Consider the following 26204-nt stretch of genomic DNA (forward strand, 5'->3'; position numbering starts at 1 on the left):
AGCGTGGTGTCATGACCACTGCAGCTGCCAAGGCCCAGACCCTCGTCGGACTCTATGACGCTCCGGAGATCCTCCGTGTCGTGAACGTGTGGGACGTCGTATCCGCCCGCGCCGTCGCGGCCCTCCCCGAGACCCATGCGATCGCCACGGCTGGGCACGGCATCGCCGCCTCGTTCGGCTACGAGGACGGCGCCACGCCCCGCGACCTCATGATCGACATGGTCGGTCGCATTGCCGCCTCGGTGCGCATTCCCGTCAGTGCCGATCTCGATGACGGCTATGGAGACGCGGGGGAGACGACGCGTCTCGCGATCGGCGTCGGCGTCGTCGGCGCGAACATCGAAGACCGGCTCAAGCCGTTCGACGAGTCCGTCGCGGCCGTCGAGGCGATCGTGAAGGCCGCAGAGGCCGAGGGCGTGCCGTTCGCCCTCAACGCCCGCACCGACGCGTTCGTGCGCGCCGGCGGACGCCCGGTGCAGGAGAGCATCGCCGACGCGATCCAGCGTGGACGCGCGTACATCGACGCCGGCGCGACCGCGGTCTTCGTTCCCGGCCTCCTCGATGCGAACGTGACCCGCCAGCTCGTCGAGGGGATCGGGGAGCGAAAGGTCAGCGTGATCGGCGTTCCCGGTGCCCTGGCAGCCTCCGAGTACGAGAAGATCGGTGTCGCCCGAATCTCCTACGGCCCGCTCCCGCAGCGCGTGGCGCTGACGGCGCTCCAGGAACTCGCCGCGAGTCTGTACAAGGGCGGCGTCGTCCCCTCCGGACTCCCCGCGCTCAACTGATCGCGACCGACGAAAGATGAGTGACCGCGGATCAGTAGACTTGCTCCGTGGTCACTCGTCTCTCGAACTTCTTCCTCCGTACGCTCCGTGAGGACCCCGCTGAAGCGGAGGTCGTCGGGCACAAGCTCCTGATCCGTGCCGGATACATCCGCCGTCAGGCCGCCGGTATCTTCGCCTGGCTGCCGCTGGGACTTCGGGTCAGGTCCAAGATCGAGACCGTCGTGCGCGAGGAGATGGCCGCCGCTGGTGCCCAGGAGGTCCACTTCCCGGCTCTGATGCCGCGCGAGGCCTATGAGGCGACCGGTCGGTGGGACGAGTACGGCGACCTGCTTTTCCGTCTGCAGGACCGCAAGGGCGGCGACTACCTGCTGGCCCCGACCCACGAAGAGGCCTTCACGCTGCTCGTGAAGGATCTGTACTCCTCGTACAAGGATCTTCCCCTGACGATCTATCAGATCCAGGACAAGTACCGTGACGAGGCGCGTCCGCGCGCCGGGCTGCTCCGCGGACGAGAGTTCACGATGAAGGACGCCTACTCCTTCGACTCCTCCGACGAGGGCCTCGAGGCCAGCTATCAGGCACAGCGTGACGCGTACGAGCGCATCTTCCAGCGCCTGGGCCTCGAGTACGTGATCGTGCAGGCAGATGCCGGAGCCATGGGCGGCTCGCGCAGCGAGGAGTTCCTGCACCCGACCCCGGTCGGTGAGGACACCTTCGTGCGCAGTGCCGGCGGCTACGCGGCGAACGTCGAGGCGTTCACGACCGCCGTGCCCGAACCGATCGCATTCGACGCCGACGCCGCGCCCGTGATCTTCGACTCTCCGAACACCCCGACGATCGAGACGCTCGTCACTCACGTCAATGCGCACCTCGACGGGGAGTACACGGCGGCCGACACGCTGAAGAACGTCGTGCTCGCGCTCACGCACCTCGATGGGTCGCGGGAGCTGGTCGTCGTGGGCATGCCCGGCGACCGCGAGGTCGACGAGAAGCGTGCAGAGGTCGCGTTCGCGCCGGCCGCGGTCGAGACGGCTACGGCCGATGACTTCGAGAAGAACCCGCTGCTCGTGAAAGGCTACATCGGCCCCTGGTCGCCCACCGGTGCCGTGCTGGGCGAGGAGTCGGCGACCGGCATCCGCTACCTGGTCGACCCGCGCGTCAGCCAAGGCTCGAGCTGGATCACGGGCGCGAACATGGATGAGAAGCACGCGCACTCCGTGGTGGCAGGCCGGGACTTCTTCGCCGACGGCATCGTCGAGATCGCGAACGTCCGTGCCGGCGATCCTGCGCCCGACGGCTCCGGCCCGGTCGAACTCGCCCGCGGTATGGAGATCGGACACGTCTTCCAGCTCGGTCGCAAGTACGCCGAGGCCCTGGGCCTCAAGGTGCTGAACGAGAACGGCAAGCTGGTCACGGTCACCATGGGCTCCTACGGCATCGGGGTGACCCGGATCTTGGCGATCATCGCCGAGCTGAACAACGACGACAAGGGTCTGATCTGGCCGGCGTCGGTCGCGCCGTTCGACGTGCAGGTGGTGGCCGCCGGCCGTGACCAGGTTGCTTTCGACGTGGCCCAGGACCTGGCCGAGCAGCTCGAGTCCGCCGGCCTCGACGTGCTCTACGACGACCGCCCCAAGGTCTCGCCGGGGGTGAAGTTCGGCGACGCCGAGCTGGTCGGCGTGCCGAAGATCGTGATCGTGGGTCGCGGTGCTGTCGATGGCCAGGTCGAGCTGTGGGATCGTGCATCCGGGGACCGCGACGCGGTGTCCGTGACGGAGGCCATCCAGCGGCTCTCTCGCCGCTGAGCCCCGACGCACCGAACGCCGCGCCCGCCTCGAGCGAGCGCGGCGTTCCTCGTCCTGTCGACGTTCCGATGAACGGCGACTGACCTCGGCGTTGCGTCGACTGCGGTCTGCGCGCGGCTGCCACGCTGGAGTCATGACCGACGAACCGCTTCCCGAAGCTCTCAGCGCCGAGATCAACGCCGTCCTCGACGATGCGGGAGTTCACTCCGACCGGCGGCTCGTGATGCGGATGCTGCGCACGGCCATCCTCCTGGGGGAGGACGGCGCTGATCGACTGGATCTGAAGATCGCTTCCGCGGCCCTGGCCGAGATGCGTGATGCGTTCCGCCTGTTCGCACCGTTCCGCGGTGCGTCCAAGGTGACCGTCTTCGGCTCGGCGCGCACACGCCAGGATGATCCGCTGTACCTGCAGGCGCGTGATGTCGCGGCGGTGCTGGCGCAGGACGGCTGGATGGTCGTCACGGGCGCGGGGCCGGGCATCATGCAAGCGGCTGCCGAAGGCGCCGGACCGGAGCGCTCACTCGGCGTCTCCATCCGCCTCCCGTTCGAGGAGAAGGCGAATGGTCTCGTCGCCGGCCAAGATCACGTCGTGGCGATGAAGTACTTCTTCACCCGCAAGCTGATGCTCATCAAGGAGTCACGCGGCTTCATCTGCCTGCCTGGCGGCTTCGGAACGCTCGACGAGATGTTCGAGCTGTTGACCCTGCAGCAGACGGGGAAGGCCGAACCGATGCCGATCGTGCTGCTCGATGAACCCGGTGGCACCTTCTGGCACGGGCTGCGTCGTTTCATCGATCAGGAGCTCGCCCCGGCCGGCGTCATCTCCGAGGGGGACTTCGATCGCGTCGTGATCACGGATTCCGTCGAGGCTGCCCGTGACGAGATCACCGGCTTCTGGCGGAACTACGACTCCCTGCGGTGGATCGGCGACGAGTTAGTGCTGCGACTGCGCATCGCGCCGACCGACGCCGAGATCGCCGACCTCAACGAGCGGTTCGCTTCGATGATCGCATCCGGGAGCATCACGCGCGCCGAGCCTCGACAGCCCGAGATCGCGGATGGCGACCTGCTCGAGCTGCCGCGCCTGGCCCTGCACCTGGAACAGCGTCAGGTCGGCAACCTGTTCCGGCTGATCGGTGCGATCAACCAGCTGCCGTCTGCTGCTCCCGCTCGGTGATCCCGGCCGCGAACGCCGCCAGATCGACGGGCCGTCCGAGGATCCGCTCTGCAGCACGGTGACCGGAGTAGTAGGCGGCGCCGACGGTGGCCGGCTCATCGCCCCAGGTCGCTTCTCCGGCGAAGTGCAGCACCCCGTCGACCGGGCCGGAGAGGGTGTCGTGGTCGTGATGCGACGACCCCGTCGCGAGGTGTGAGTAGGAGCCGAACGAGAACTCATCGTCACCCCAGTGCGTGATCCAGTGCGCGATCGGGTCGCCCACGGCGTCTCCGTAGAGCCGGCGCAGCGCCACGAGCACGTCGGCGACGACCTCCTGGTCCGGCAAGGCCTGCATGCGGCGCCCGAAGGGGCCAGCCGCGAACGTCAAGAGCGTGGGGATGCCGCTGACGGCGGAGACGTCGTACCAGGAGTGCCAGTGCTCACCGGCCTCGCCCAGCGCCCGCAGCACATAGCTCCCCTCGTTCCAGAACCGCTCGGGGAACTGCAGGAAGATCTTGTTGAACACGCCCATGCCCAGGCGGTCGATCGGGCCGGTCACCTCCTCGGGCAACGCGGGCTCGAAGGTGATGCGGCCGGCCTTGAGCACGCCCAGCGGCACAGTGACGATCACTCGCTCGGCCGTGACGTCTCCGTGCGCGGTCGACACCGTCACGCCGTCCGCGGTGCGGCGGACCGCGGTGACGGTGTGATCGAGGCGGATGTCCAGCCCGGCGCCGATGCGGCGGGGGAGTTCGTCGTAGCCGCCGGGGAAGATGACTTCGTCTCCGTCGATCGCGTCCTCGTCGAGTCCGTGGGCATCGAGGTCGCCGATCCAGGCGCCGCACTGCTCTTCGACCCGGTGGCGGAAGAACTCGCGGAGCTCGTCGATGCGCTCGGGGGAGAATCCGCTGCGGTCGAGAGCGCGCTCGGTGACGTCCAGATACGTGTCACCGGGCGACGACGCGGCGATCTCCTCAGCGAGGGCGGAATCGGCGGCATCCACGTCGGCGATCCACTGCGCGGTCGCGGCATCGTCCATGCGACGCCCGTCGCTGTCGAAGTTCTCGATCGGCCGGCCGCCAGCCTGGAAGCTCCCGACGGTGTACTCCAGGGTGGGGATGTCCAACGCCTGCACAAGGTCCCACAGCGGAGAACCCTCGATTCCATGGATCCAGGAGGCTCCACGGTCGACCGAGAAGCCCGCTGAGCGATCCGTGTGCATCCGGCCGCCGACCCGGTCCCGCCCCTCGAGGACGACGACTCGCTGTCCGGCATCCGCCAGCATGCGCGCGCTCGTGGTTCCGGACATGCCGGCGCCGATCACGATCGTGTCGAACTCGGTCACTGGGATCCTCCTGCGGCGTCTCTGCTCGTCTTCGGGGTGGCCGCCGTGACATGCGGCGGTGGGCACAGGGTATCGTGGTACGGATGTCGCGTGTGCACACAGACGCGACGAGAGCTGAATAGGGAGGCCGTCATGGACATCGAATTGAGTCTGCTGCGAGGGATCGAGAAGGAGAAGGCGATCCCCTTCGATGAGCTCGTCTCGATCATCGAACAGGCGATCATGACGGCGTACTCGAAGCACGTCGCTCCCGAAGGGCCGACACCTGAAGGAGTCCGCGTCCACCTCGACCGCAAGACCGGTCATGTCGCCGTTCTGCAGGTCGTCCGCGACGAAGAGGGCGCCATCATCGGCGAAGAGGACGCGACACCGGACGACTTCGGCCGCATCGCCGCCTTCGCGGCGAAGCAGGTCATCAGCCAGCGTCTGCGTGACATCGCCGACGACGTCGTGCTGGGCGACTTCAAGGACAAGGAAGGCGACATCGTCGCCGGTGTGATCCAACAGGGTCCCAACCCGCGCATGATCCACGTCGACCTCGGTACCGTCGAAGCGATCCTCCCTCCTGAGGAGCAGGTGCCCGGTGAGGTCTACACGCACGGCTCGCGTCTGCGCGTCTACGTGACCAGCGTCGCCAAGGGGCTCAAGGGGCCGCAGATCACCGTGTCCCGTACGCACCCCGGCCTGGTGCGCAAGCTCTTCGCGCTGGAGGTCCCCGAGATCGCCGCCGGGTTGGTGGAGATCGTCGCCCTCGCTCGCGAAGCAGGCCACCGCACGAAGATCGCCGTCGTCGCGAACGACCCGTCGATCAACGCCAAGGGGGCATGCATCGGCGAGCTCGGACGACGTGTGCGCGCCGTCACCGAGGAACTCGCGGGCGAGAAGATCGACATCGTCGACTACAACCCGGAACTCGCCGCATTCGTTGCGAACGCGCTCTCTCCGGCCAAGGTCACCAGCGCGTTCATCCTGGACGCGAACACCAAGGCGGTTCGTGCTCTCGTCCCCGATTACCAGCTGTCGCTCGCGATCGGCAAGGAGGGGCAGAACGCCCGCCTGGCCGCCAAGCTCACGGGAGCGAAGATCGACATCCAGCCGGACAGCGTGCTCGACTGAGCGGGCCGGATCCGGCCGACTCGGTCGCCGAGCGCGCGAAGCGAGACGGAACGCAGGTGTAAGATGGAACCCGTACGAACGTGCGTCGGCTGTCGCACGCGTGCTCCCCGCACCGCTCTGCTCAGGGTGGTGTCCCAGAACGACATCCTCGTCCCCGACGAGCGTGCGGTTCTGCCGGGGCGCGGCGCGTGGGTGCATCCGACACCCGAATGCGTGGAAGCTGCTCTGCGGCGACGCGCCTTCGGACGAGCACTGCGTGTGACCACTCAGCTGGACACACGGACCTTCGAACAGAACCCACCAAGAAACAAAGGCTGAACAGCTATGGAAACAAAGTGAACGGCTCGAAATGAGACCCGTCCGCGACTAGTGGTCTGCCCTGTCTGGGTGGACCAACTCAGACAGGAGAATTGTGGCTGGTAAACCACGCGTACATGAGATCGCCGCCGAACTCGGCGTCGACAGCAAGATCGCACTTGCAAAGCTCAAAGAACTCGGCGAGTTCGTGAAGAGCCCATCGTCAACCATCGAACCGCCCGTCGCGCGCAAGCTGCGCGCGGCGATCGAGGCCGATGCGTCCCTCAAGCCTGCCGCTGATGCGGCACCGGCTGCGGCAAAGCCGGCGGCGAAGCCCGCCGGCAAGCCCGCTCCCACCCCCGGCCCCAAGCCGGGTCCCAAGCCTGCTCCGGAGGCTCCGGCCCCCGTCGAGGCTGCTCCGGCTCCTGCGGCGCCCGCTCCTTCCGCGCCAGCGCCTGCTGCCCCCGAGGCTGCCAAGCCGGCCGAGGACGCGGCGGCGAAGCCCGCTGACAGCGGTGCGCCCAAGCCCGGTGCTCCGCGTCCGGGGAACAACCCGTTCTCCTCCGCGCAGGGCATGGGTCAGCGTCCCGCGGGGCCGCGCCCCGGCAACAATCCCTTCGCTTCGGCGCAGGGCATGGGACAGCGTCCGACTCCTGGCAACATCCCCCGTCCGCAGGCACCGCGTCCCGGTGCACCGCGTCCGGGCGCTCCTCGTCCCGGTTCCCCTCGCCCCGGCGCTCCGCGCGGTGGACAGGGTGGTCGTCCCGGCGGCGCTCCCTTCCAGCAGCGCCCAGGCGGCCCCGGTCGTCCCGGCGGTGCCGGTGGACCCGGTGCTGGACCCGGCGCACGTCCGGGCGGCGGCTTCGCCGGTCGTCCCGGTGGCGGCGGCGGTCGTGGCCGTGGTCCCGGTGGAGGTACCGCTGGTGCCTTCGGCAAGGGCGGCGGCAAGAGCAAGCAGCGCAAGTCGCGGCGGGCGAAGCGGCAAGAGTTCGAGATGCGGAGCGCCCCGGTCGTCGGTGGCGTCAACGTCACCCGCGGCAACGGGGAGACCATCCGCATGCGTCGCGGCGCTTCCATCGCGGACTTCGCCGACAAGATCGAGACACTGACCGGCTACACGGTGCAGCCGGGAACCCTGGTCACGATCCTCTTCAACCTCGGCGAGATGGCCACGGCCACCGAGTCGCTGGATGAGGCGACGTTCGAGGTCCTGGGCGCCGAGCTCGGCTACAAGATCCAGATGGTCTCGCCGGAAGACGAGGATAAGGAGCTCCTGGAGGGCTTCGGTCTCAACCTCGAGCAGGAGCTCGAGGAGGAGAGCGAGGACGACCTCGAGATCCGTCCGCCCGTCGTCACCGTCATGGGTCACGTCGATCACGGTAAGACCCGTCTTCTCGACGCGATCCGTCAGACCAACGTCATCGAGGGCGAAGCCGGTGGCATCACCCAGCACATCGGTGCCTACCAGGTCTGGACCGAGCACGAGGGCATCGAGCGCGCCATCACGTTCATCGACACACCGGGTCACGAGGCGTTCACCGCCATGCGTGCCCGTGGTGCCCAGGTCACCGACCTCGCGATCCTCGTGGTCGCAGCCGACGACGGCATCATGCCGCAGACGGTGGAGGCGCTGAACCACGCCCAGGCGGCGAACGTGCCGATCGTGGTCGCGGTGAACAAGGTCGACAAGCCCGACGCCAACCCCTCCAAGGTTCGTCAGCAGCTGACCGAGTACGGTCTGGTCGCTGAGGAGTTCGGTGGGGACGTCATGTTCGTCGACGTCTCGGCTCGTGCCGGCACGGGGATCCAGGAGCTTCTGGACGCCGTGTTGCTCACGGCCGACGCCGGTCTCGACCTCACCGCCAACCCGAACAAGGGTGCTCGCGGTGTCGCCATCGAGGCGAAGCTCGACAAGGGTCGCGGTTCTGTGGCCACGGTGCTCATCCAGTCCGGAACGCTCCGGATCGGTGACGCGATCGTCGCCGGCACCGCCTACGGCCGCGTGCGTGCCATGGCTGACGAGAACGGCGAGCAGGTCCTCGAGGCCTACCCGTCGCGTCCGGTGCAGGTGCAGGGTCTGAACTCCGTGCCCCGAGCCGGTGACGTCTTCATCGTCACCGAGGAGGACCGCATGGCCCGCCAGATCGCTGAGAAGCGTGAGGCAGTCGAGCGCAACGCCCAGCTGGCCAAGGCGCGCAAGCGCATCTCGCTCGAGGACTTCACCCGTGCTCTCGAAGACGGCAAGGTCGAGTCGCTCAACCTCATCATCAAGGGTGACGTCTCCGGTGCCGTCGAGGCGCTGGAGGAGTCGCTCCTCAAGATCGAGGTCGACGATTCGGTGCAGCTGCGCATCATCCACCGGGGTGTGGGTGCGATCACCGAGTCCGACGTGAACTTGGCGACGATCGACAACGCGATCATCGTCGGCTTCAACGTCCGCCCCGACACGAAGGCGCGCGAGCGTGCCTCCCGTGAAGGTGTCGACATCCGGTTCTACTCGGTCATCTACAACGCGATCGACGAGATCGAGAACTCCCTCAAGGGAATGCTCAAGCCGGAGTACGAAGAGGTCCAGTCGGGCGTCGCCGAGATCCGCGAGGTGTTCCGCTCCTCCAAGTTCGGCAACATCGCCGGTGTCATCGTGCGGTCGGGAACGATCACGCGAAATGCCAAGGCTCGCGTCATCCGCGACGGTGTCGTGCTCGCCGATGGTCTCGCCATCGAGTCGCTGCGCCGCTTCAAGGACGACGTCACCGAGGTCCGCACGGACTACGAGGCGGGTATCGGCCTCGGCAAGTACAACGACATCCAGATCGGCGATGAGATCGAAACCACCGAGCTCATCGAGAAGCCGCGAGGCTAATAGTCACATCGAGATCTTCGGGCGCTCTTCGCGCTGGCTCCTCAGGAGCGCAGCGAGGAAGGGCGCCCGAAGGCTTCGCCCGGAAGGAGAGAACAATGGCTGGTGAACGACAGGCCCGTCTCGCGGACCGCATCCGTGTGATCCTCGCTGAACGCCTCGAGAAGGGGCTGCGCGATCCGCGGCTCGGCTTCGTGACGCTGACCGACTGCCGCGTGAGCGGCGACCTCCAGCACGCCTCGGTGTTCTACACCGTCCTGGGCACAGAGGAAGAGCGCATCGCCAGCGGTGCCGCCCTCGCCTCGGCGACCGGGATGCTGCGCAGCGAAGTCGGACGTCAGCTCAACACACGTCTCGTGCCGACCCTCGAGTTCATCCCGGATGCGCTCCCGGAGAACGCGGATCACATCTCCGCGCTGCTTCGCGAGGCGCAGCAGCGTGATGCCGAGGTCGCGAAGCTGGCATCCTCCGCGTCGCATGCGGGAGATGCCGACCCGTACGTCCGCAACGAGGACGAGAACGAGGACGACCGCTAGCAGCTCACACCTTGCTGCTCGGCATCGCGCCGTGCCACCACTCCTAGGGGTTGTTGTCCTGCGTCGCTGGCGTCGTTGCTACTCTCTGCAAGGCGAGCCGGACGGTTCGTGACGCTGAGGGGGGATCGGCATCGACGTTTCGTGCGCGCAATCCGGGATTCACATCGTTCCTGCGATGCTGGATCCGCTGCTGGATCTCTTGCGAGAACAACGCGTGAGCTGCGCTCCGCACGTCGTGACGCGGCTGGTGAGGCAGATCGGTGAGCACTCTGCCACGATTCGCGAGGTCGCCGAACGCCTGGCGCCCGCACAGCGCTACGGTGCTGCCTCCCTGCCGACCCTGCTGCCGCTCGTGCCCACGATCGTCGAGGCATACCGTTCTCTGCGACTGACGGCAATCGACCGAGACCTGATCCTGGCGGTGTCGCTCTGCCTGGATGACCAGCTGGAGCCCGTTCTCGATCTCGACGGACGCAGCGCCGACGAGATCGCGGGGGGACCGGTCGGTGAGCACGTCCGTCTGCACGCCGGACGCATCACGCTCGTCGATCCCCGTCTCGCGATCTGGATCCGCCACGCCAGCGGCGCCGGCGCCGTGGCTGCGATACACGAACGGCTCGGCGTCATCTTCGCCCGACGGGCGGATCCGTTGAACGCAGCGTGGCATCGTGTCCGCTCATCTCTGCGGGGACAGCCGTCCGCCGTGCCGGTGCTCATCCCGCTCGCCCGTGAGCTGTCGGAGCAGGGACATTCGACGAGGGCCCTGGAACTTGCGAGCGAGGCCGAGAAGCACGCCGACGAGCTCGATCGGGATGAGGCGAAGGTGGTCGCCGGCGCCGCCGCACTCGGCGCGGGCTTCGTGTCGGACGCGGTGAACCACCTCGACGCGTTGTTTCCCGACGGCGCCGAGAGCCAGCGTCTGCAGGCGCTGGCAGCGCTCCTCATCGCGCAGTCCACGATGAGAGGCTCTGTGCCGGACGTGGCGCCTGCGGACTTCCGTCCGCGATCCGACGACGCAGCTGACTGGCATGCCTGGACCAGGGCCTCGGCGCTGACTGCCGGCCTGTGCGCGGAGCGCGGCGATCGTCGACGTATGCGCGTCTGGCTCGACGCGGTGCGCGAAGGGAGTGCGCGTCTCGGCACGGAGAGAGCGCTGCGTGATCCTGCGGTCGCGCTCAGCTGGCTGGTCGCGGGCGACGTGGACACGGACGACGTCGCCGGTGCCGGGCCGTTGAGCGGCGGGATGCTGCGAGCATTGCGCACGGCGGTCGAAGGGGATATCGATCTCGGCCTCCGCATCCTCGCCACCGGTGACTCGTCGATGGGCGCGCAGGCTGATCCCTTCGTCGCCGGCTTCGAGAACAGCGCGCTCGTGCGGGCGTATCGAGCCATCGTGGAAGTGCTGCTGCTGAGCTGGCGCGGCGATATCGGCATGGCGCGCGACAAGCTGGTCGCAGCGGCCCGGGAGCTTCCCGTCGCCTTGCCCTTCGCGGGGTTGGGAGTTGTGCTGGCTCGTCGTCTCGACCTCGCGGTGCTGGGTGAGCTCGGACCGTACGCCCTGGCGCTCACCGACGCTCTTCCGCCCGGTGTGAAGATCGATCGTCTGGTGGATCGCAGTGTCCGTTCGTATCTCGACGGGGACTTCGAGGACGCTGCCGCCGCCGCGCGCCTCTGGCTCGACATGGGAGCCCCGCAGACGACGCTTGCGGTGCCCGGGCTCGACGAGGTGCTCGGTGCTGCGGGCCCGGTGCATCGCACTCCGCGGCTGGTGCGCCCTCCGGACCTCGAACTCGCGTCCGTTCTTCGGCTGCGCCTTCAGGGGGCGTCAGAGGGGAGTTGGAGGGGGGAGCACGAGCAGGTGCATCGCATCGCGCGTACGTTGCGTTCGCCGTTCGAGCGCGCACGCGTGGAGGCGATGATCGGTGCGCAGGCGGCGATCAGGGATGATCGCGTCGCGGCCACGGCGCACCTGCGTGCCGCCGCGAGCCTGTTCGAGGTGGCGGGAGCAGCCGCGTGGAGTCGGGCCATGCACGGCAGGCTCGCGCGCTTGGACCAACCGGACGGTGGCGGAGCCCGCGTGCTCGATCCCTTGGGGGTCTGCCGGCGTGCCTGGACGCAATACCTCACGGCGCGCGAGCTCGATGTGGCGATGCTCGCCAGCACGGGGGCATCGAATCGCGAGATCGCCGATGCTCTCGTGATCTCGGTCCGCACGGTGGAAGTGCATCTGGGACGAGCGTTCACGAAGCTCGATGTGCGTACGCGTGTTGAACTCACGGTGCTCGCACACCGCACCAATCGGTATCTCTAGGTGGACGTCAGCCGGGCAGAGCGAGAAGTCCGTCGCGCGCTTCCGCGAGTCCATCGGCGATCAGGGAATCGATCGCGCGGTCGCGCTGCGTCGCATCGGGCCAGTCCGCGAGCACCAGCTCCAGAGGAACAGCAGCCTCGGGGGCGCCACGGAGTGCACGCAGCACCGCACCGCGTGCCTGCCGATCCGAGCCTTCATACGCGGCCTGCCGTCGTCGCGTGTCACCGGTGTCGGGCCGGCCGGCGTCGAGCCACGCGCAGTCGATGGCGATCGGACAGTCCTGGCAGCGGGGCGCGCGGGCGGTGCAGATCGTGGCGCCGAGTTCCATCGCTGCGGCGTTGACCACGGCGGCGTCCTGCCGCGAGGCAGGCAGCAGCGACGCCATCAGGGGCAGGTCGCGGCGGGAGGGCGGGGAGGGTTGGGAGCGCCCCTCGATCGCACGCGCCAGAACCCGGCGAGTGTTCGTGTCGACGACGGGGTGGCGGTCGCCGTAGGAGAACACCGCGACCGCGCGCGCCGTGTAGTCGCCGACGCCGGACAGCGCCAGCAACGCATCGACCTCACGCGGCACGATGCCCCCGTGGCGATCCACGACCTCGACAGCCGCCCGGTGCAGCCAGAGCGCACGCCGCGGGTAGCCGAGGTTGGCCCACTGCTGCACGACTTCGGCCGGCGTGGCCGCGGACATCGCGGTCGGGGTGGGCCAGCGGGCCAGCCACGCCTCCAGATGGGGGATGACGCGCGTGACGGGCGTCTGCTGCAGCATGAACTCGCTGACGAGCACGCCCCAGGCGCCGAACTCCCCGTGGAACTCCGGTCGGCGCCACGGCAGATCGCGTGCGCTGGTCCGGTACCACTCCGCGAGGCGCAGAGCGAGTCCCTGGGAGGGAGCGGGGGCTGTCACTGGCACTCCGACAGCCTACGAGGTGCGCGGCCCGCGACGGTGCGCCGCGTAGGCTGGATGCATGGTTTCGCCCGGCATCCTTCTCGTTGACAAGCCCGCTGGGCTGACCAGTCATGACGTCGTCGCCCGCACCCGTCGGGCCTTCGGAACACGCAAGGTCGGGCACGCAGGCACGCTGGACCCGATGGCGACCGGACTTCTGGTGATCGGCATCGAGGGGGCGACCCGCCTGCTCACCTACGTCGTGGGCGCCGACAAGACCTATCACGCCACGATCCGGCTCGGACAGACGACGGGCACGGATGACGCGGACGGAGACATCACCGCGCAGGCTGCGCCGGAGGCCTGGTCCGCCGTCACGCCGGAGGCCGTCGCTGCAGGCATCGCCGCGCTCACCGGCGACATCTCCCAGGTGCCCAGTGCCGTCTCGGCCATCAAGGTCGACGGACAGCGCGCGTACGACCGCGTTCGCGCCGGTGAGGAAGTGGTGCTCGCTGCGCGAGACGTCGTGGTCTCACGCTTCGACATCGTCGCCGAGAGGGTGGGCGAGGGGACGCGCGACCTCGACGTCATCGTCGATTGCTCGTCCGGAACCTACATCCGCGCGCTCGCCCGCGACCTCGGCGCGGCTCTGGGTGTGGGAGGACACCTCACCGCGCTGCGGCGCACCAGGGTCGGCCCTTTCTCCGTGTCGGATTCCGTGGGCATCGACGCGCTCGAGGGCGCGCCGACGCTCACTGCCGCCGAAGCTGCTGGTCGTATTCTGCAGCCCCTTCCGGTCACTGACGATGAGTCGCGGGACCTCCGCCACGGCAAGCGTCTGGCCGGCCAGGCCGCCCGGATCCACGGCTCACTCGCCGCGGCGATCGACACAGACGGCGTGCTGGTGGGGATCGTCGAGAAGCGCGGGGCGGACCTAAAGAGCGCCATGAACATGCCGCAGGTCGCGTCATGATCCTGTGGCTGACCATCGTCCAGATCATCGTGGCGGTAGCGGCCGGCGCGTTCTGCCTTGTCGCTGGGCTCGCCGGGCGACGACCGAGCGACTTCAGCGTCGGAGCGCTCGCGCTGGTGGAACTGCTGCTCGTGGTGCAGGTGGTCGTGGCGATCGTCGCTCCGCTGACCGGCAATCCGCCGACCGGCGACCTGCTGGAGTTCTGGGTCTATCTGGTCTCTGCGGTGTTGCTGCCCGTGGGCGCCGTGCTGTGGGCGTTGATGGAACGCAGTCGCTGGAGCACGGTGATCCTCGGGGTCGCTGCGCTCGCGATCGGCGTCATGCTGTGGCGCATGCAGGTCATCTGGACCGTCCAGGTCGCGTAGCCGTGCGTCGTCACGGAATCCGCCCGTCCCTGGCGGCTCTAGGATGGAATGCGCTATGAGCCCCACCGCACCCTCCTCCCGGATGACCGGAATCGGTCGCGTCCTGGTGATCGTCTACGCCGTCATGGCGCTCGCCGCGACCGGACGCAGCTTCGTGCAGATCGTCCGCCGGTTCGACGAGGCGCCGCTGGCGTACTCGTTGTCCGCTCTCGCAGCCGTCGTGTACATCCTCGCGACGCTCGCCCTCGTCCTCGCGCGACGCCGCGGGTGGTACACGGTCGCCTGGCTGGCGATCGTGTTCGAACTGACCGGCGTGCTGGTGGTCGGGCTACTCAGCATTCTGCTTCCCGCGCTGTTCCAGCATGAGACGGTGTGGTCGCTGTTCGGCCGGGGGTACCTGTTCATCCCGCTCGTCCTCCCGATCTTCGGTATCTGGTGGTTGCGGACGCATCGACCTGCGGCTGTCGAGCAGCCGCGTGTCGAGGTCTCCGCGTGATCGTCTTCAGAGACCCCGAGGAGATCCCGGCCGATTTCGGCCCGAGCGCGGTGGCGATCGGCAAGTTCGACGGAGTGCACGCCGGCCATCGTGCGGTGATCGCCCGCCTGAACGAGCGCGCGTCCGCCAGCGGTGCACGCGCGATCGCCGTGACCTTCGACCGGAACCCGCTCGCCATCCTCCGACCGGACCTATGCCCCGAGAACGTCGTCACGGTCGACCGCAAGCTGGAGCTGCTCGGCGAACTCGGCCTCGACGCCACGCTCGTGCTCACCTTCGACGAGGAGCTCGCCGCACGCAGCGCCGAGGACTTCGTCGTCGACATCCTGGTGACCGCGTTGCGAGTGTCGACCGTGCTGGTGGGGGAGGACTTCCGGTTCGGGCGGGGCGGCGCGGGGACGCCCGAACTGCTGCGCCAACTCGGCCCGCAGTACGGCTTCGATGTGGAGGTCGTCGACGAGGTGTACCTGCCAGGTTCCCCGCGCCGCGTCTCCTCGACCTGGATCCGCGAGCTGTTGATGGAGGGCGACGTCTCCGGGGCGTCGCGTGTGCTCGGGCGCAACCCGGATGTGCGCGGAGTGGTCGTCCACGGGCTGAAGCGGGGCCGCGAGCTCGGCTTCCCGACCGCGAACCTCTCGCCCATCGTGGATGCCTTCGTGCCGGCGGACGGCGTGTACGCGGGGTGGCTCGTCGATCACGACACCGGCATCCGGCATCCGTCCGCGATCTCGGTCGGGACGAACCCGACGTTCGACGACGTGCTCGTCCGTCAGGTCGAGGCGCATGTGCTCGGGCAGACCGGGCTGGATCTGTACGGGCATGACGTGTCCGTGGAGTTCGTCGAGCGGCTGCGCGGCATGGTGGCATTCGAGGGCATGGAGAAGCTGTCCGAGCAGATGGCGGACGATGTGCGCGTCGCTGCACGCGTGCTCGCCGAAGAGGCGTAGCCGGCTTCCCACGACCGCGCGGACCGATATCCTCGCAGGCAGATCGCGATGGCGTAGACTGGGCGGCGGTTCTCTCTGATCCTCACGTTTCATACGTGCATCGGCGAGAACGAGATCTACTGTTCGTACGGTCCTGGCTCACGCCACACGCGGACATCGAGAACGGCTGCGGCATCCACACGATGCTCAGGCCTTCACGCTCAGGAGGAGCATGCCGACTACGGCAACCGCCGCCACGCGGCGAAAGAAGACGTCTCGTCGTGACGATGAGGCACCGCTGATCCCGATCCTCGCGCGCAAGGTGCGCGAGATCGAGGCGAAGTCCCAACGGGGCAAGCTGGGGCCGACCAACCGCGTCAAGTTCCAGGTGATCGCCTTCCTGGTGCGCGAGGAGCGTGCGCGGGTGAAGTCGGATGCCGAGATCGGCGATCCGGCGCGCGCCGAGCTGCTCAAGCGCCTCGACGGCGTCGCGACGATTCTGGCCAAGACCGCCGCGCGGGACACCTCGCTCATCCAGCTCCTCGAGGCTGACCAGGCCACTTCGCCGGTCGCCAAGCGCATGCGCAGGGACTGGCTGCTCGAGTCCGGCGCGGAACTCGCGCCGGAGGAGCTCATCATCGCCGACGTCGCGCCGGTCCAGGCACCTGTGGTCCCGGCCGCGATCGCCGAACGCCAGGTGACTCCGGCCTCGGTCGAGGCCCGCCAGCTGTCCAACCCGTTCCTCGCGCCCGACCTCACGCCGCGCGCCACCACCACCCCGCGTCGCCGACTCGACGGCTGGGAGCTGATGGGTCCGCTCTACAAGGCGTTCGAGACCGGTGCCGGCGGCGCCGCTGCCAGCATGGAGCTGCCCCCGGCGCCCGAGTACGACCATCTGTCGCCCAAGGGCCTCGAGGTGATGGTGCACCAGTCGCGCTTCCTCGAGTCCGTGCGTGCGGGGCATCGCAGCTTCCTGCTCGCCGACGAGCCGGGACTCGGCAAGACGGCGCAGTCGCTGCTCGCCGCCTCCGTGGCCGGCGCCTACCCGCTGCTGGTCGTCGTCCCCAACGTCGTCAAGATGAACTGGGCGCGCGAGGTCGAGCGGTGGACGCCGCAGCGCCGGGCGACCGTCATCCAGGGCGACGGCGACGACATCGATGCCTTCGCCGATATCTTCATCGTGAACTACGAGATCCTCGACCGTCACCTCTCGTGGCTGTCGTCGATCGGTCTGCGCGGCATGGTCGTGGATGAGGCCCATTTCATCAAGAACCTGTCGTCGCAGCGTTCGCAGAACGTGCTCTCGCTGGCATCCCGTGTGCGTGAGCGCACCCCCGGGGGCAAGCCGCTCCTGCTCGCCCTCACCGGTACCCCGCTCATCAACGACGTCGAGGACTTCGACGCGATCTGGCGGTTCCTCGGCTGGACGACCGGAGAGAAGCCGGGGCCCGAACTCATGGAGAAGCTCGACGCCACCGGATACACCCCGGCGGACAAGGCGTTCTATCCCGAGGCGCGCGACGCCGTGATCTCGATGGGCATCGTCCGGCGCAAGAAGAAGGACGTCGCGGCCGATCTGCCGGACAAGCTCGTCGCCGATCTTCCCGTGCAGCTTGACGACGAGTTCGGCCGCAGCATCCGCCAGGCCGAGCGCGAATTGGGGGAGCGGCTGGCCGCGAAGTACCGCCGCATCATCGAGGCGCGGGGTGACCGTGGTCTGGCCCCTGGCGAGATCGACGAGGACATCGTCCGCATGGTCGCGCACAACGAGCTCGAGGAGTCGAAGGCGTCGGGCACCGGCGGCGACAACGTCTTCACGATGGTGCGTCGCATCGGACAGGCGAAGGCGCAGCTCGCGGCCGACTATGCCGCGCAGCTGCAGCGGTCCGTAGGCAAGGTGGTGTTCTTCGCGAAGCACATCGACGTGATGGACCGGGCGGAGGCACACTTCGCCTCGGTGGGCATCCGTTCGGTGTCCATCCGCGGTGACCAGAGCACCGCTGCGCGCCAGCAGGCGATCGACGACTTCAATGGCGACTCCGAGGTGGGGATCGCGGTGTGCTCCCTGACCGCGGCCGGTGTCGGCCTCAACCTCCAGGCGGCATCCAACGTCGTGCTCGCAGAGCTCTCGTGGACGGCAGCGGAGCAGACGCAGGCGATCGACCGCGTGCACCGGATCGGCCAGGACGAGCCCGTGACCGCGTGGCGCATCATCGCCGCTCACACGATCGACACCAAGATCGCCGAGCTCATCGACCAGAAGCAAGGTCTCGCAGCCCGCGCGCTCGACGGCGAGGCCCTCGACGAGGTCGCCGGCGAGCCCGTGCAGTTGGCGGCTCTCATGCACCTGCTCCGGCAGGCGCTCGGATCCGCCTGAGAGTCTCGTTAAGAATCGACCTTCTTGTCGCCGGTTGCGGCGCCTGAAGGTCGATTCTTGGGAAGATCAGCGATTCGGCGCAGAGGTCGTGTCAAGATCAGCGATTTTCATCCACCTCGAATGGCGCCCGGCCGCGCGCTGGCACTAGTGTCGATCGAAGGCAGCGTCGCCTCTTCCCCCTTTTCCCGAACGTCTGAAGGCAACAGCATGAAGATCGGCATCCTGACGAGCGGCGGCGACTGCCCCGGTCTCAACGCGGTGATCCGCGGCATCGTCCTGAAGGGCACCACGACCTACGACATCGAGTTCGTCGGCATCCGCGACGGCTGGCGCGGCGTGGTCGACGGCGACTTCTTCCCGCTGACCCGTCACGAGGTGAAGGGTCTGTCGAAGGTCGGCGGCACGATCCTCGGGACCAGTCGCACCAACCCCTACGAGGGACCGCGTGGCGGCGCCGAGAACATCGCGAAGACGCTATACGGCCACCGCATCGACGGCATCGTCGCGATCGGCGGAGAAGGCACGCTCGCCGCCGCTGACCGTCTCGCGAAGGACGGCATCAACGTGATCGGCGTGCCCAAGACGATCGACAACGACCTGCACGCGACCGACTACTCCTTCGGCTTCGACACCGCGGTCAACATCGCGACGGACGCGATGGACCGGCTGCGCACCACCGGCGATTCGCACCAGCGCTGCATGGTCGCCGAGGTCATGGGGCGACACGTGGGCTGGATCGCTCTGCACGCCGGCATGGCCGCCGGCGCCCACGTGATCTGCATCCCCGAGGTGCCGATGTCGATCGACGAGATCACCGCACTCGTCAGCAGCGCTCACGACCGTGGCCGTGCACCGCTCGTCGTCGTCTCCGAGGGCTTCACCCTCACGGGGATGGACGAGGCCTACAGCGACAAAGGCCTCGACGCCTTCAACCGTCCGCGCCTGGGCGGCATCAGCGAGATCCTCGCCCCGGAGATCGAGCGGATCACCGGCATCGAGACACGTTCGACGGTGCTCGGACACATCCAGCGCGGCGGATCGCCGTCCGGCTTCGACCGCGTTCTCGCGACCCGCCTGGGACTCCACGCTGCGGATGCGCTCGTCGAGGAGGCCTGGGGGAAGATGGTCTCCCTTCGCGGCACCGAGATCGTGCGCGTCCCCTTCGCCGAAGCCCTGGGTGAGCTGAACACCGTGCCGCGCAGCCGCTACGACGAGGCGGCGGCTCTCTTCGGCTGAGCCTCAGCCTCGCGGAGGTAGGAGAATCCGCGACCGCAGGCAGATCCCGCACGAATCCTCCTACGCCGGTGGGATCACCTACCTCCGGTCCGGTTTCCGTGCCCCTCGGAGGTGTAGCCCCTGCGCCATCGCCATGCGGACAGTGGATTGCACTCCCGCGGGGTCGAACAGCAGCTGCTGGTAGTCGAACCGCAGCACCGTGTAGCCGAGCAGAGTGAGGCGCGCGTCTGCGCTGATATCTCGGCGACGGTCCTTCGCCGTGGAATGATGAGCGAAACCATCGCTCTGGACGACCAGGCGTTCACCGATCACCGCGTCGACAGGGTGCCCGTCGATCCAGATCTGCTGCTTCACTCTGACGCCGATCTCGCGCATGATCCACACGAACCGCGTCTCCAAGCCGGAGTCGGAGAGTGAGGAAGCCACCTCCGCGAGACGGGTGGCACGTTCTGAATGCCAGACGACGCGCTCGAGCTGCCCCGCTGACACCAGGCCGCTGCGCAGCGCCGACTCCCAGATGAGCACCGCCTGCTCGGGTTCCAGGCAGCGCGCCGCGTGGAACAGCACGTTGAGCAACGGTTCCTCGGCGCTGCGAGACGGGACGTCGATCGGCCCTCGTGCCCAATGCACGATCAGTGCGGAGTTCCCGATGCGGGATGCCGTCGCTGGCACCGCGATGTGGGTGCATGCCGTGTCGGGAGTCCAGAGGCCGAGCTCACGCGCCGCAGTGATGCAGCTGACGCGTCCGCCGGCCTACGCCGCCTGACGCCGTTCATCCGAGCACTCGACGTCGACCAACCACGATCGCCGTACGCGGGTGATGGCACCAGAGGCGATCGCCGTCCTGACCGCATGCGCGTCGTAGCCCGCGAGGCGCACCGTGCTGCTGTGAGCGACGCCGTGGTGCTGGCGCATCCATTCGGTGAGGGGGATCATCCGATGAGTGTGCACGGGGCGCTGGCCCCATGGCGGACGGGATGCATGGAGTCTGTGGGTGAGGGGAGATCCTCATTCGGTGTGCAGAAGGAGTGACGGTGCACCGGCGTAGGAGGATGCTCCGGGGGAGGCGGAATCGCCGAGTATCCTCCTACCCCGGAGAGATCGCCTACCCCGGTGCGTGGCGACTCAGTCGGCGAGTCCGAGCGTGTCCAGGAGCCACGCGAGCTCGAAGGCCCGCTCGCGCCAGGAGTTGTAGCGGCCGCTGACGCCGCCGTGACCGGCCACCATCTCGCACTTCAGCAAGACATCCGATGCTCCGGCCTCGCGCAGCCGGGCGACCCACTTCGCGGGCTCGACGTAGAGCACGCGGGTGTCGTTCAGCGAGGTCACCGCGAGGATGCGCGGGTAGTCGACGCCGTCGCGCACGTTCTCGTAGGGGGTGTACGACTTCATGTAGGCGTACACATCCGCATCGTGCAGAGGGTTCCCCCATTCGTCCCACTCGACGACCGTGAGCGGTAGAGAGGGGTCGAGGATGCTGGTGAGTGCATCGACGAACGGCACTCCAGCGAGGATGCCCGCGAACAGCTCGGGGGCCAGGTTCGCCACGGCACCCATGAGGAGTCCTCCTGCACTGCCGCCCTCGGCGACCAGCCGGTCGGGGGAGGTGACGCCGCCGTCGATCAGGTGCCGGGCGCATGCCACGAAGTCGGTGAACGTGTTCTTCTTGTGGAGGAGCTTGCCCTCCTCGTACCACTGACGTCCCATCTCGCCGCCGCCCCGCACGTGCGCCACAGCGAAGATCACTCCCCGGTCGAGGGCGGAGAGGCGCGCGACCGAGAACCCGGGATCGATCGAGTGCTCGTACGAGCCGTACCCGTAGAGGTGCACGGGCCGCGGCGTGTCGCCCGGCGCGCCGAACGAGCGCTTCCAGACCAGTGAGATCGGCACCCGGGTGCCGTCGGACGCGGTCGCCCATGCCCGCTGCTGGCCGTAGTCGCCGGGCTCGTACCCGCCGAGCACGGTGGCACGCTTGCGCAGCAGCAGCTCCCTGGTGGCGAGGTCGAGGTCGTAGACCGTTCCCGGTGTCACGAACGAGGTGTAGCCGAGGCGCAGGTAGGGGGAATGCCACTCCGGGTTCCCGCTGACACCGGCCGAGTAGAGCGGCTCGTCGAACGCGAGCTCGTCGACCGCATGGGAGGAGTAGTCGAGCAGCCCGATCCGCTCGAGACCCTCACTGCGGTACTCGATCGTGGCGAAGTCACGGAACGCATCCATGCCGAGCAGCCGTCGTCCGGCCACATGCGGAACCACGACCTGGACGTCGCCGGTCGGCGCCGAAGCCGCAACCGACACGAGCTCGAAGTCGAGCGCATCCCTGTTATGCAGGATGAAGAGCCGGTCCTCTCCGGAGACGACGGCATGGTCGACCGAGTACTCGACTCCCTCCTCGCGCGGCCACACCAGCTGGGGCGCGGCCGTGAGGTCTCCGGTCAGGTCGACCAGGTACTCCTCGCTCGTGATGCTGGATCCGACGCCGATCACCAGGTAGCGGCGGCTGCGCGTGATGCCCGCGCCGAGCCAGAACTTCTCGTCGGCCTCGTGGAAGAGTGACACGTCGTCGCTGACCGGGGTGCCGATGCGGTGCAACCAGAGCGTGTCCGGGCGCCAGGCGTCGTCCCGCGTCGTGTACAGGATCGAGGTGCCGTCAGGGGTGAAGAAGGCGCTCGCGGTGCCGGGGATCTCGTCGTCGAGCGTCTCTCCGGTGGTGAGGTCGCGTACGTGGACCGTGTACACCTCATCGCCCTCGAAATCGGTCGACCACAGGAGCCGGGAGGAATCATCGCTGGTGTCGAAAGCGCCGAGTGAGAAGAACTCGTGTCCTTCCGCTTCGATGTTCCCGTCGAGCAGCACGACCTCACCGGGAACCGCGACGCCGGGCTCGAGCACCGGAGGGGTCCAGTCGTCGGGCGAGGCCGCGGCTCGGCAGTGGATGCCGTACTGCGCCCCCTCTTCGGTGCGGCTGTAGTACCACCAGTCGCCGCGCCGCGTGGGAACCGAGAGATCGGTCTCCTGCACCCGGCCCTTGATCTCCTGGAAGAGCCGCTCTCGAAGTCCCTCGAGGTGCGCAGTCTGCGCGTCGGTGTAGGCGTTCTCCGCCTCCAGGTGTGCGATGACTTCGGGGGACTCCTTCTCCCGCAGCCACTCATACGCGTCTTCCACGGTGTCTCCGTGGTGGGTGCGTGCAGTCGGGCGGCGGGGGGCGATCGGGGCATCAGTCACCGCTCCACGCTATCCCAGGTGAAGTTGACCGGCGCAGGGGAGGGTGGGAAGATTCATCGGGGCCGGTTAACGGAAGTCAAACCCACGGTGAACTCTTCGTTCGTCACGTCGATCCCGTCGACATCTCCCTCTTCCTCAAACGACCGAAAGCGAACGGTGGAAACCGCAGCCCTCATCGTCGTGCTGGTTATCCTGCTGGCACTCTTCTTCGATTTCACGAACGGCTTTCACGACACGGCGAACGCGATGGCCACGCCGATCGCGACGGGTGCTCTGAAGCCCAAGACCGCCGTCCTCCTTGCAGCCGTCCTTAACCTCGTCGGCGCCTTCCTGTCGACCGAGGTCTCCAAGACCGTGTCCCACGGGATCATCCATGAAGACGGGATCAAGGCGGACATCTTCCTGCCGATGATCTTCGCCGGCCTCATCGGTGCGATCACCTGGAACATGCTCACGTGGCTTCTGGGGCTTCCTTCGAGCTCGTCGCACGCTCTGTTCGGCGGACTCATCGGGGCCACGCTCGTGGGTGTCGGGGTCAGTGGCATCGACTTCGGCATGGTGCTGTCGAAGATCATCCTGCCGGCGCTGATCGCTCCGGTCACCGCGGGGATCATCGCCTTCGCCGCGACCAAGATCGCGTATTCGATCACCCGGCGGTACGACAACAAACCCGACGGACGCGACGGCTTCCGCTGGGGGCAGATCTTCACCTCCTCGCTCGTCGCGCTCGCTCACGGCACGAACGACGCGCAGAAGACCATGGGCGTCATCACTCTGGCCCTCATCACGGTCGGGTGGCAGAGCTCATCGCAGGCCGACCCCTACCTGTGGGTCATCGTCGCGTGTGCCGTGACCATCGCTCTCGGTACCTACCTGGGCGGATGGCGGATCATCCGCACGCTCGGCAAGGGTCTCACCGATGTGAAGCCCGCGCAGGGATTCTCGGCGGAGAGCTCGACGGCCGCGACGATCCTCGCCTCCAGCGCCTTCGGGTTCGCCCTGTCCACGACCCAGGTGGCCTCCGGCTCCGTCATCGGCTCGGGACTCGGACGCCGCGGCTCCAGCGTGCGTTGGAGCACGGCAGGCCGGATCGCCATCGGATGGCTCCTCACGCTCCCCGCCGCCGGCGCCGTGGGCGCGCTGGCAGCCCTGCTGATCAACTGGCTGGGCAACTGGGGGATCTTCATCGATGCCGTTCTCGCGCTCGCCGTGATCATCGGACTGTTCCTCCGCTCTCGTCGTGACGCCGTGACCTCCGCCAACGCGATGAGCGATGTCGCCGAGTCCGGCCTGGCGATCGAGTTGCCCGACACCCCGCCGCCGACGCGTCGTCAGCAGCGCATCGAGAGGGCCAAGGCTGAAGCCAAGGCCCGTGCGCTGGCGCGGGAGAAGGCGAAGGCGGAGGCCAAGCTGAAGGCCACGAAGAAGGCGCGCAGCACGGGCTCCTCGTCGGCTGTGAAAGCCGAAGAACCCGAGGCGACGCGCAGCGAGGAGTCGAAATGAACGTCGAGATCGACTGGTCGGCCTTTCTCCTGGTGTTCGCCGCTGCGCTGATCGGTGCGGCGTCCATCGTCACCTTCTACGCGGTCGGCCTGCGTCTTCTGGTCCGCAGCGGTCGCGCCCCGGTCGTCAGTCCTGCGGAGTTCACGGATGCCATCACGGTGATCACCGAGAAAGATCTCCGCCGTGCCGCGAAGCAGGCGGCGAAGGCGGCGAAGAAGAGTCCGCTCAGCGAGGGGGAGAAGAAGCTGTCGCTGATCGGCGCCTATGTCTGCTTCGGGCTCTGCGCGATCGCGGTCGTCGGCGGCATCCTCATCATCGTCGTCGGCCACTGAGCCGGGTGATGGGCCCGTTCGTCAGCGCAGCAGCCCCGACACCAGAGCATCGATGATCTCGTCGGTCGACGTCTCAGGGTCGAGCGGCGTCGTGAGGCGATCGAGCAGCACTCCGTCGAGCGCGTAGTGGAAGAGCGCGATCTCCTGGCGGCTGCCGGGCAGCCCCGCTGCGGCGTTGAACGACACATCGCCCTCGAAGCCGGCCCGCTGCCAGGCCCCGAGGACGGCGGCGACCTCCGGCCGCCGACTGCTCTCCAGCCTCAGCTCGAACAGTGCGAGGGTCACTTCCCGCTCATCGGTGAGGCGGCGCACGATGTCGCGGAGGTAGTCGGCGAACAGCGAGGGTCCCGGCTCGGCGGATCCGCGTCGCGCGAGGTCATTCTCCGACGGGGCGAGACGTTCGCCGATGCGATCCACGAGACCGGTGACCAGAGCCTCGCGGCTGCGGAAATAGTTCGATGTGGTGCCGGTGGGAACGCCGGCCGCCTCGTCCACCGCGCGGTGGGTGAGTCCGCGTGAGCCTTCGCGGGCGAGTACTGTGAGCCCGGCATCCGCAAGGAGACGTCGTCGTGATTCGTTCTTGGCCATGCCCCTCATGCTAGTGGGAGCACGACAGCCGTCGTGGTCGCGTAGGTGTCCGGGGACACGTTCCGTCGTGGCCGGATGCGATGAGGTGCTCCCGCCTAGGCTGATGGCATGTCTACGACTCTCGATGAGGAGTATGTGTTCGGGCGGCATCAGCCCGCATCGCACGTGCTCATCCATGTCAGCGATCCGCATTTCCTGGCGGGGGGAGAGAGTCTCGGGGGCCGGTACGACGTGGAGGCGAACTTCGCGCGCACCCTCGACGCGATCCGACGGGTGCATCCCCATCCTGCGGCGATCGTCATCACGGGAGACCTCGCCGATCTGGGGGAGCCCGACGCCTATCGCCGCCTCCGTGCCGCGGTCGAGCCGGTCGCGGCCGAGCTCGACACGGTCGTCATCTGGGTCGCGGGAAATCACGATGAGCGCCCGGCTCTGCGCGCCGGCCTCCTCGACCTCGCACCCACCGAGGAACCCGTCACCGGTGTCTGGGATCCCCACGGGCTGCGGTTGATCGCGCTCGACACGACCGTCCCCGGCTGGCATCACGGCGATCTGGACCGCGGGCAGCTCGACTGGCTCGCGCGGATCCTCGAGGAGCCGGCTCCGCACGGCACGCTCCTGGCGATGCACCATCCGCCGTTGCCGAGTCATCTTCCGCTCTTCGACATCCTCGAGCTGCAGCATCAGGACGAGCTGGCCGCGATCATCCGCGGCACGGACGTGCGGGGCATCCTGGCCGGTCATCTCCACTACTCCGCGCACGGCATGTTCGCAGGGGTGCCCGTGAGCGTCTCGTCGGCGACGTGCTACACGATGAACGTGGCCCTTCCCGCTCCCGACGTGAACGGGATGGATGCCGCGCAGGCATTCCAACTGGTCCATGTGCACCCGGACACCATCACGCACACCGTCGTGCCGGTGACGGACGCGCCGACCGGCGCCTACTTCTCCGCCGCATGGCTGGAGCGGATGGCGCGGCTCACCCCGCAGGAGCGCCTCGAGGCGTTCTCCCGCAAACCGGCGCGCTGAGCCCGCACCGAGGGAGGAACCGGTAAGCGGGCGTAGACTGAAGGCATCCCCCACCTTCCT

At 68.0% G+C, this 26204-nt stretch carries 23 protein-coding genes; 17 read left to right on the forward strand and 6 right to left on the reverse strand.

Annotated features, from left to right (window positions below):
• Positions 1 to 11: 11 nt before the first annotated feature.
• The 3 genes from KZC51_RS09995 (at position 12) to KZC51_RS10005 (ending at position 3767) form a co-directional block, all read left to right on the forward strand.
• Complete coding sequence (locus tag KZC51_RS09995) at positions 12 to 785, forward strand: isocitrate lyase/PEP mutase family protein (RefSeq protein WP_247629831.1); 774 nt, start codon at positions 12 to 14, stop codon at positions 783 to 785.
• 47 nt (positions 786 to 832) lie between these two features.
• Positions 833 to 2590, forward strand: coding sequence for a proline--tRNA ligase (locus KZC51_RS10000; protein ID WP_247629832.1), 1758 nt, complete (start codon positions 833 to 835; stop codon positions 2588 to 2590).
• 133 nt (positions 2591 to 2723) lie between these two features.
• A complete protein-coding gene (locus KZC51_RS10005; protein WP_247629833.1) occupies positions 2724 to 3767 on the forward strand; it encodes an LOG family protein in 1044 nt (347 codons plus the stop codon).
• Here KZC51_RS10005 and KZC51_RS10010 read toward each other — a convergent pair.
• Entirely contained in the window at positions 3733 to 5091 is a 1359-nt protein-coding gene (locus KZC51_RS10010; RefSeq protein ID WP_247629834.1) for a flavin monoamine oxidase family protein, read from the reverse strand. The genes KZC51_RS10005 and KZC51_RS10010 overlap by 35 nt on opposite strands.
• A 132-nt stretch (positions 5092 to 5223) precedes the next feature.
• Between KZC51_RS10010 and nusA the strand changes: the two genes are divergently transcribed.
• From nusA to KZC51_RS17860, 5 genes are all read left to right on the forward strand, one after another.
• Positions 5224 to 6207, forward strand: coding sequence for a transcription termination factor NusA (gene nusA / locus KZC51_RS10015; protein ID WP_247629835.1), 984 nt, complete (start codon positions 5224 to 5226; stop codon positions 6205 to 6207).
• A gap of 63 nt (positions 6208 to 6270) precedes the next feature.
• Entirely contained in the window at positions 6271 to 6525 is a 255-nt protein-coding gene (locus KZC51_RS10020; protein ID WP_247629836.1) for a YlxR family protein, read from the forward strand.
• A 94-nt stretch (positions 6526 to 6619) separates the two neighbouring features.
• Complete coding sequence (gene infB, locus KZC51_RS10025; RefSeq protein ID WP_247629837.1) at positions 6620 to 9367, forward strand: translation initiation factor IF-2; 2748 nt, start codon at positions 6620 to 6622, stop codon at positions 9365 to 9367.
• Between the two features lie 95 nt (positions 9368 to 9462).
• The gene (rbfA, locus tag KZC51_RS10030; protein ID WP_247629838.1) at positions 9463 to 9900 is read left to right on the forward strand and encodes a 30S ribosome-binding factor RbfA; all 438 of its coding nucleotides are present in this window, start codon (positions 9463 to 9465) and stop codon (positions 9898 to 9900) included.
• Positions 9901 to 10114: 214 nt separating this feature from the next.
• The gene (locus tag KZC51_RS17860; RefSeq protein WP_247629839.1) at positions 10115 to 12211 is read left to right on the forward strand and encodes a helix-turn-helix transcriptional regulator; all 2097 of its coding nucleotides are present in this window, start codon (positions 10115 to 10117) and stop codon (positions 12209 to 12211) included.
• Between the two features lie 7 nt (positions 12212 to 12218).
• Here the strand turns inward: KZC51_RS17860 and KZC51_RS10040 are convergent, their stop codons facing one another.
• Positions 12219 to 13121 (reverse strand): HhH-GPD family protein, encoded by a 903-nt coding sequence (locus KZC51_RS10040; protein ID WP_308194295.1) that lies wholly within the window; start codon positions 13119 to 13121, stop codon positions 12219 to 12221.
• A 55-nt stretch (positions 13122 to 13176) separates the two neighbouring features.
• On the opposite strand from KZC51_RS10040, the gene truB reads away from it, so the two are divergent.
• The 6 genes from truB to KZC51_RS10070 all read left to right on the forward strand — a co-directional run bounded on the left by truB (position 13177) and on the right by KZC51_RS10070 (position 19470).
• A complete protein-coding gene (gene truB / locus KZC51_RS10045; RefSeq protein WP_247629840.1) occupies positions 13177 to 14070 on the forward strand; it encodes a tRNA pseudouridine(55) synthase TruB in 894 nt (297 codons plus the stop codon).
• Positions 14067 to 14435: a hypothetical protein gene (locus KZC51_RS10050; protein ID WP_247629841.1), complete on the forward strand. Its 369-nt coding sequence runs from the start codon at positions 14067 to 14069 to the stop codon at positions 14433 to 14435. The genes truB and KZC51_RS10050 overlap by 4 nt, the downstream gene beginning before the upstream one ends.
• An 82-nt stretch (positions 14436 to 14517) precedes the next feature.
• Positions 14518 to 14931: a hypothetical protein gene (locus KZC51_RS10055; RefSeq protein ID WP_247630631.1), complete on the forward strand. Its 414-nt coding sequence runs from the start codon at positions 14518 to 14520 to the stop codon at positions 14929 to 14931.
• Positions 14928 to 15878: a bifunctional riboflavin kinase/FAD synthetase gene (locus KZC51_RS10060; RefSeq protein ID WP_247629842.1), complete on the forward strand. Its 951-nt coding sequence runs from the start codon at positions 14928 to 14930 to the stop codon at positions 15876 to 15878. The genes KZC51_RS10055 and KZC51_RS10060 overlap by 4 nt, the downstream gene beginning before the upstream one ends.
• A 211-nt stretch (positions 15879 to 16089) precedes the next feature.
• Positions 16090 to 18234 carry a DEAD/DEAH box helicase gene (locus KZC51_RS10065; protein ID WP_247629843.1) on the forward strand — a complete coding sequence of 715 codons (2145 nt, stop codon included), beginning with the start codon at positions 16090 to 16092 and terminating at the stop codon, positions 18232 to 18234.
• Between the two features lie 207 nt (positions 18235 to 18441).
• Positions 18442 to 19470, forward strand: a complete 1029-nt coding sequence (locus KZC51_RS10070; RefSeq protein WP_247629844.1) for an ATP-dependent 6-phosphofructokinase — start codon at positions 18442 to 18444, stop codon at positions 19468 to 19470.
• Positions 19471 to 19548: 78 nt separating this feature from the next.
• On the opposite strand, the gene KZC51_RS17865 is transcribed toward KZC51_RS10070, so the two are convergent.
• The 3 genes from KZC51_RS17865 to KZC51_RS10085 all read right to left on the reverse strand — a co-directional run bounded on the left by KZC51_RS17865 (position 19549) and on the right by KZC51_RS10085 (position 22692).
• On the reverse strand, positions 19549 to 20142 hold the full coding sequence (locus tag KZC51_RS17865) for an endonuclease domain-containing protein (protein ID WP_247629845.1): 594 nt from the start codon (positions 20140 to 20142) through the stop codon (positions 19549 to 19551).
• 81 nt (positions 20143 to 20223) lie between these two features.
• Positions 20224 to 20406, reverse strand: coding sequence for a type IV toxin-antitoxin system AbiEi family antitoxin domain-containing protein (locus KZC51_RS10080; RefSeq protein WP_247629846.1), 183 nt, complete (start codon positions 20404 to 20406; stop codon positions 20224 to 20226).
• A 189-nt stretch (positions 20407 to 20595) separates the two neighbouring features.
• Entirely contained in the window at positions 20596 to 22692 is a 2097-nt protein-coding gene (locus KZC51_RS10085; RefSeq protein WP_247629847.1) for a S9 family peptidase, read from the reverse strand.
• A gap of 156 nt (positions 22693 to 22848) precedes the next feature.
• Here KZC51_RS10085 and KZC51_RS10090 point away from each other — a divergent pair, with 156 nt between their 5' ends.
• Both KZC51_RS10090 and KZC51_RS10095 read left to right on the forward strand, forming a co-directional pair.
• A complete protein-coding gene (locus KZC51_RS10090; RefSeq protein ID WP_247629848.1) occupies positions 22849 to 24195 on the forward strand; it encodes an inorganic phosphate transporter in 1347 nt (448 codons plus the stop codon).
• Positions 24192 to 24527 (forward strand): peptidase, encoded by a 336-nt coding sequence (locus KZC51_RS10095; RefSeq protein ID WP_247629849.1) that lies wholly within the window; start codon positions 24192 to 24194, stop codon positions 24525 to 24527. Before KZC51_RS10090 ends, KZC51_RS10095 begins: the two co-directional genes overlap by 4 nt.
• 21 nt (positions 24528 to 24548) lie before the next feature.
• Here KZC51_RS10095 and KZC51_RS10100 read toward each other — a convergent pair whose 3' ends face one another.
• Positions 24549 to 25115 carry a TetR/AcrR family transcriptional regulator gene (locus tag KZC51_RS10100; RefSeq protein ID WP_247629850.1) on the reverse strand — a complete coding sequence of 189 codons (567 nt, stop codon included), beginning with the start codon at positions 25113 to 25115 and terminating at the stop codon, positions 24549 to 24551.
• A 108-nt stretch (positions 25116 to 25223) separates the two neighbouring features.
• Between KZC51_RS10100 and KZC51_RS10105 the strand changes: the two genes are divergently transcribed.
• Positions 25224 to 26144 carry a metallophosphoesterase gene (locus tag KZC51_RS10105; RefSeq protein ID WP_247629851.1) on the forward strand — a complete coding sequence of 307 codons (921 nt, stop codon included), beginning with the start codon at positions 25224 to 25226 and terminating at the stop codon, positions 26142 to 26144.
• Positions 26145 to 26204: the final 60 nt, after the last annotated feature.

It is taken from the genome of Microbacterium croceum, assembly GCF_023091245.1.
In the GTDB taxonomy this organism is placed as follows: Bacteria; Actinomycetota; Actinomycetes; order Actinomycetales; family Microbacteriaceae; genus Microbacterium; species Microbacterium croceum.

Bases quoted from the DNA above. Each gene is read 5' to 3' on its own strand.
- KZC51_RS09995 (WP_247629831.1), top strand. From the start codon at position 12: ATGACCACTGCAGCTGCCAAGGCCCAGACCCTCGTCGGACTCTATGAC.
- KZC51_RS10005 (WP_247629833.1), top strand. From the start codon at position 2,724: ATGACCGACGAACCGCTTCCCGAAGCTCTCAGCGCCGAGATCAACGCC.
- nusA (WP_247629835.1), top strand. From the start codon at position 5,224: ATGGACATCGAATTGAGTCTGCTGCGAGGGATCGAGAAGGAGAAGGCG.
- KZC51_RS10020 (WP_247629836.1), top strand. From the start codon at position 6,271: ATGGAACCCGTACGAACGTGCGTCGGCTGTCGCACGCGTGCTCCCCGC.
- rbfA (WP_247629838.1), top strand. From the start codon at position 9,463: ATGGCTGGTGAACGACAGGCCCGTCTCGCGGACCGCATCCGTGTGATC.
- truB (WP_247629840.1), top strand. From the start codon at position 13,177: ATGGTTTCGCCCGGCATCCTTCTCGTTGACAAGCCCGCTGGGCTGACC.
- KZC51_RS10050 (WP_247629841.1), top strand. From the start codon at position 14,067: ATGATCCTGTGGCTGACCATCGTCCAGATCATCGTGGCGGTAGCGGCC.
- KZC51_RS10055 (WP_247630631.1), top strand. From the start codon at position 14,518: ATGACCGGAATCGGTCGCGTCCTGGTGATCGTCTACGCCGTCATGGCG.
- KZC51_RS10065 (WP_247629843.1), top strand. From the start codon at position 16,090: ATGCCGACTACGGCAACCGCCGCCACGCGGCGAAAGAAGACGTCTCGT.
- KZC51_RS10070 (WP_247629844.1), top strand. From the start codon at position 18,442: ATGAAGATCGGCATCCTGACGAGCGGCGGCGACTGCCCCGGTCTCAAC.
- KZC51_RS10080 (WP_247629846.1), bottom strand. From the start codon at position 20,406: ATGATCCCCCTCACCGAATGGATGCGCCAGCACCACGGCGTCGCTCAC.
- KZC51_RS10095 (WP_247629849.1), top strand. From the start codon at position 24,192: ATGAACGTCGAGATCGACTGGTCGGCCTTTCTCCTGGTGTTCGCCGCT.
- KZC51_RS10100 (WP_247629850.1), bottom strand. From the start codon at position 25,115: ATGGCCAAGAACGAATCACGACGACGTCTCCTTGCGGATGCCGGGCTC.
- KZC51_RS10105 (WP_247629851.1), top strand. From the start codon at position 25,224: ATGTCTACGACTCTCGATGAGGAGTATGTGTTCGGGCGGCATCAGCCC.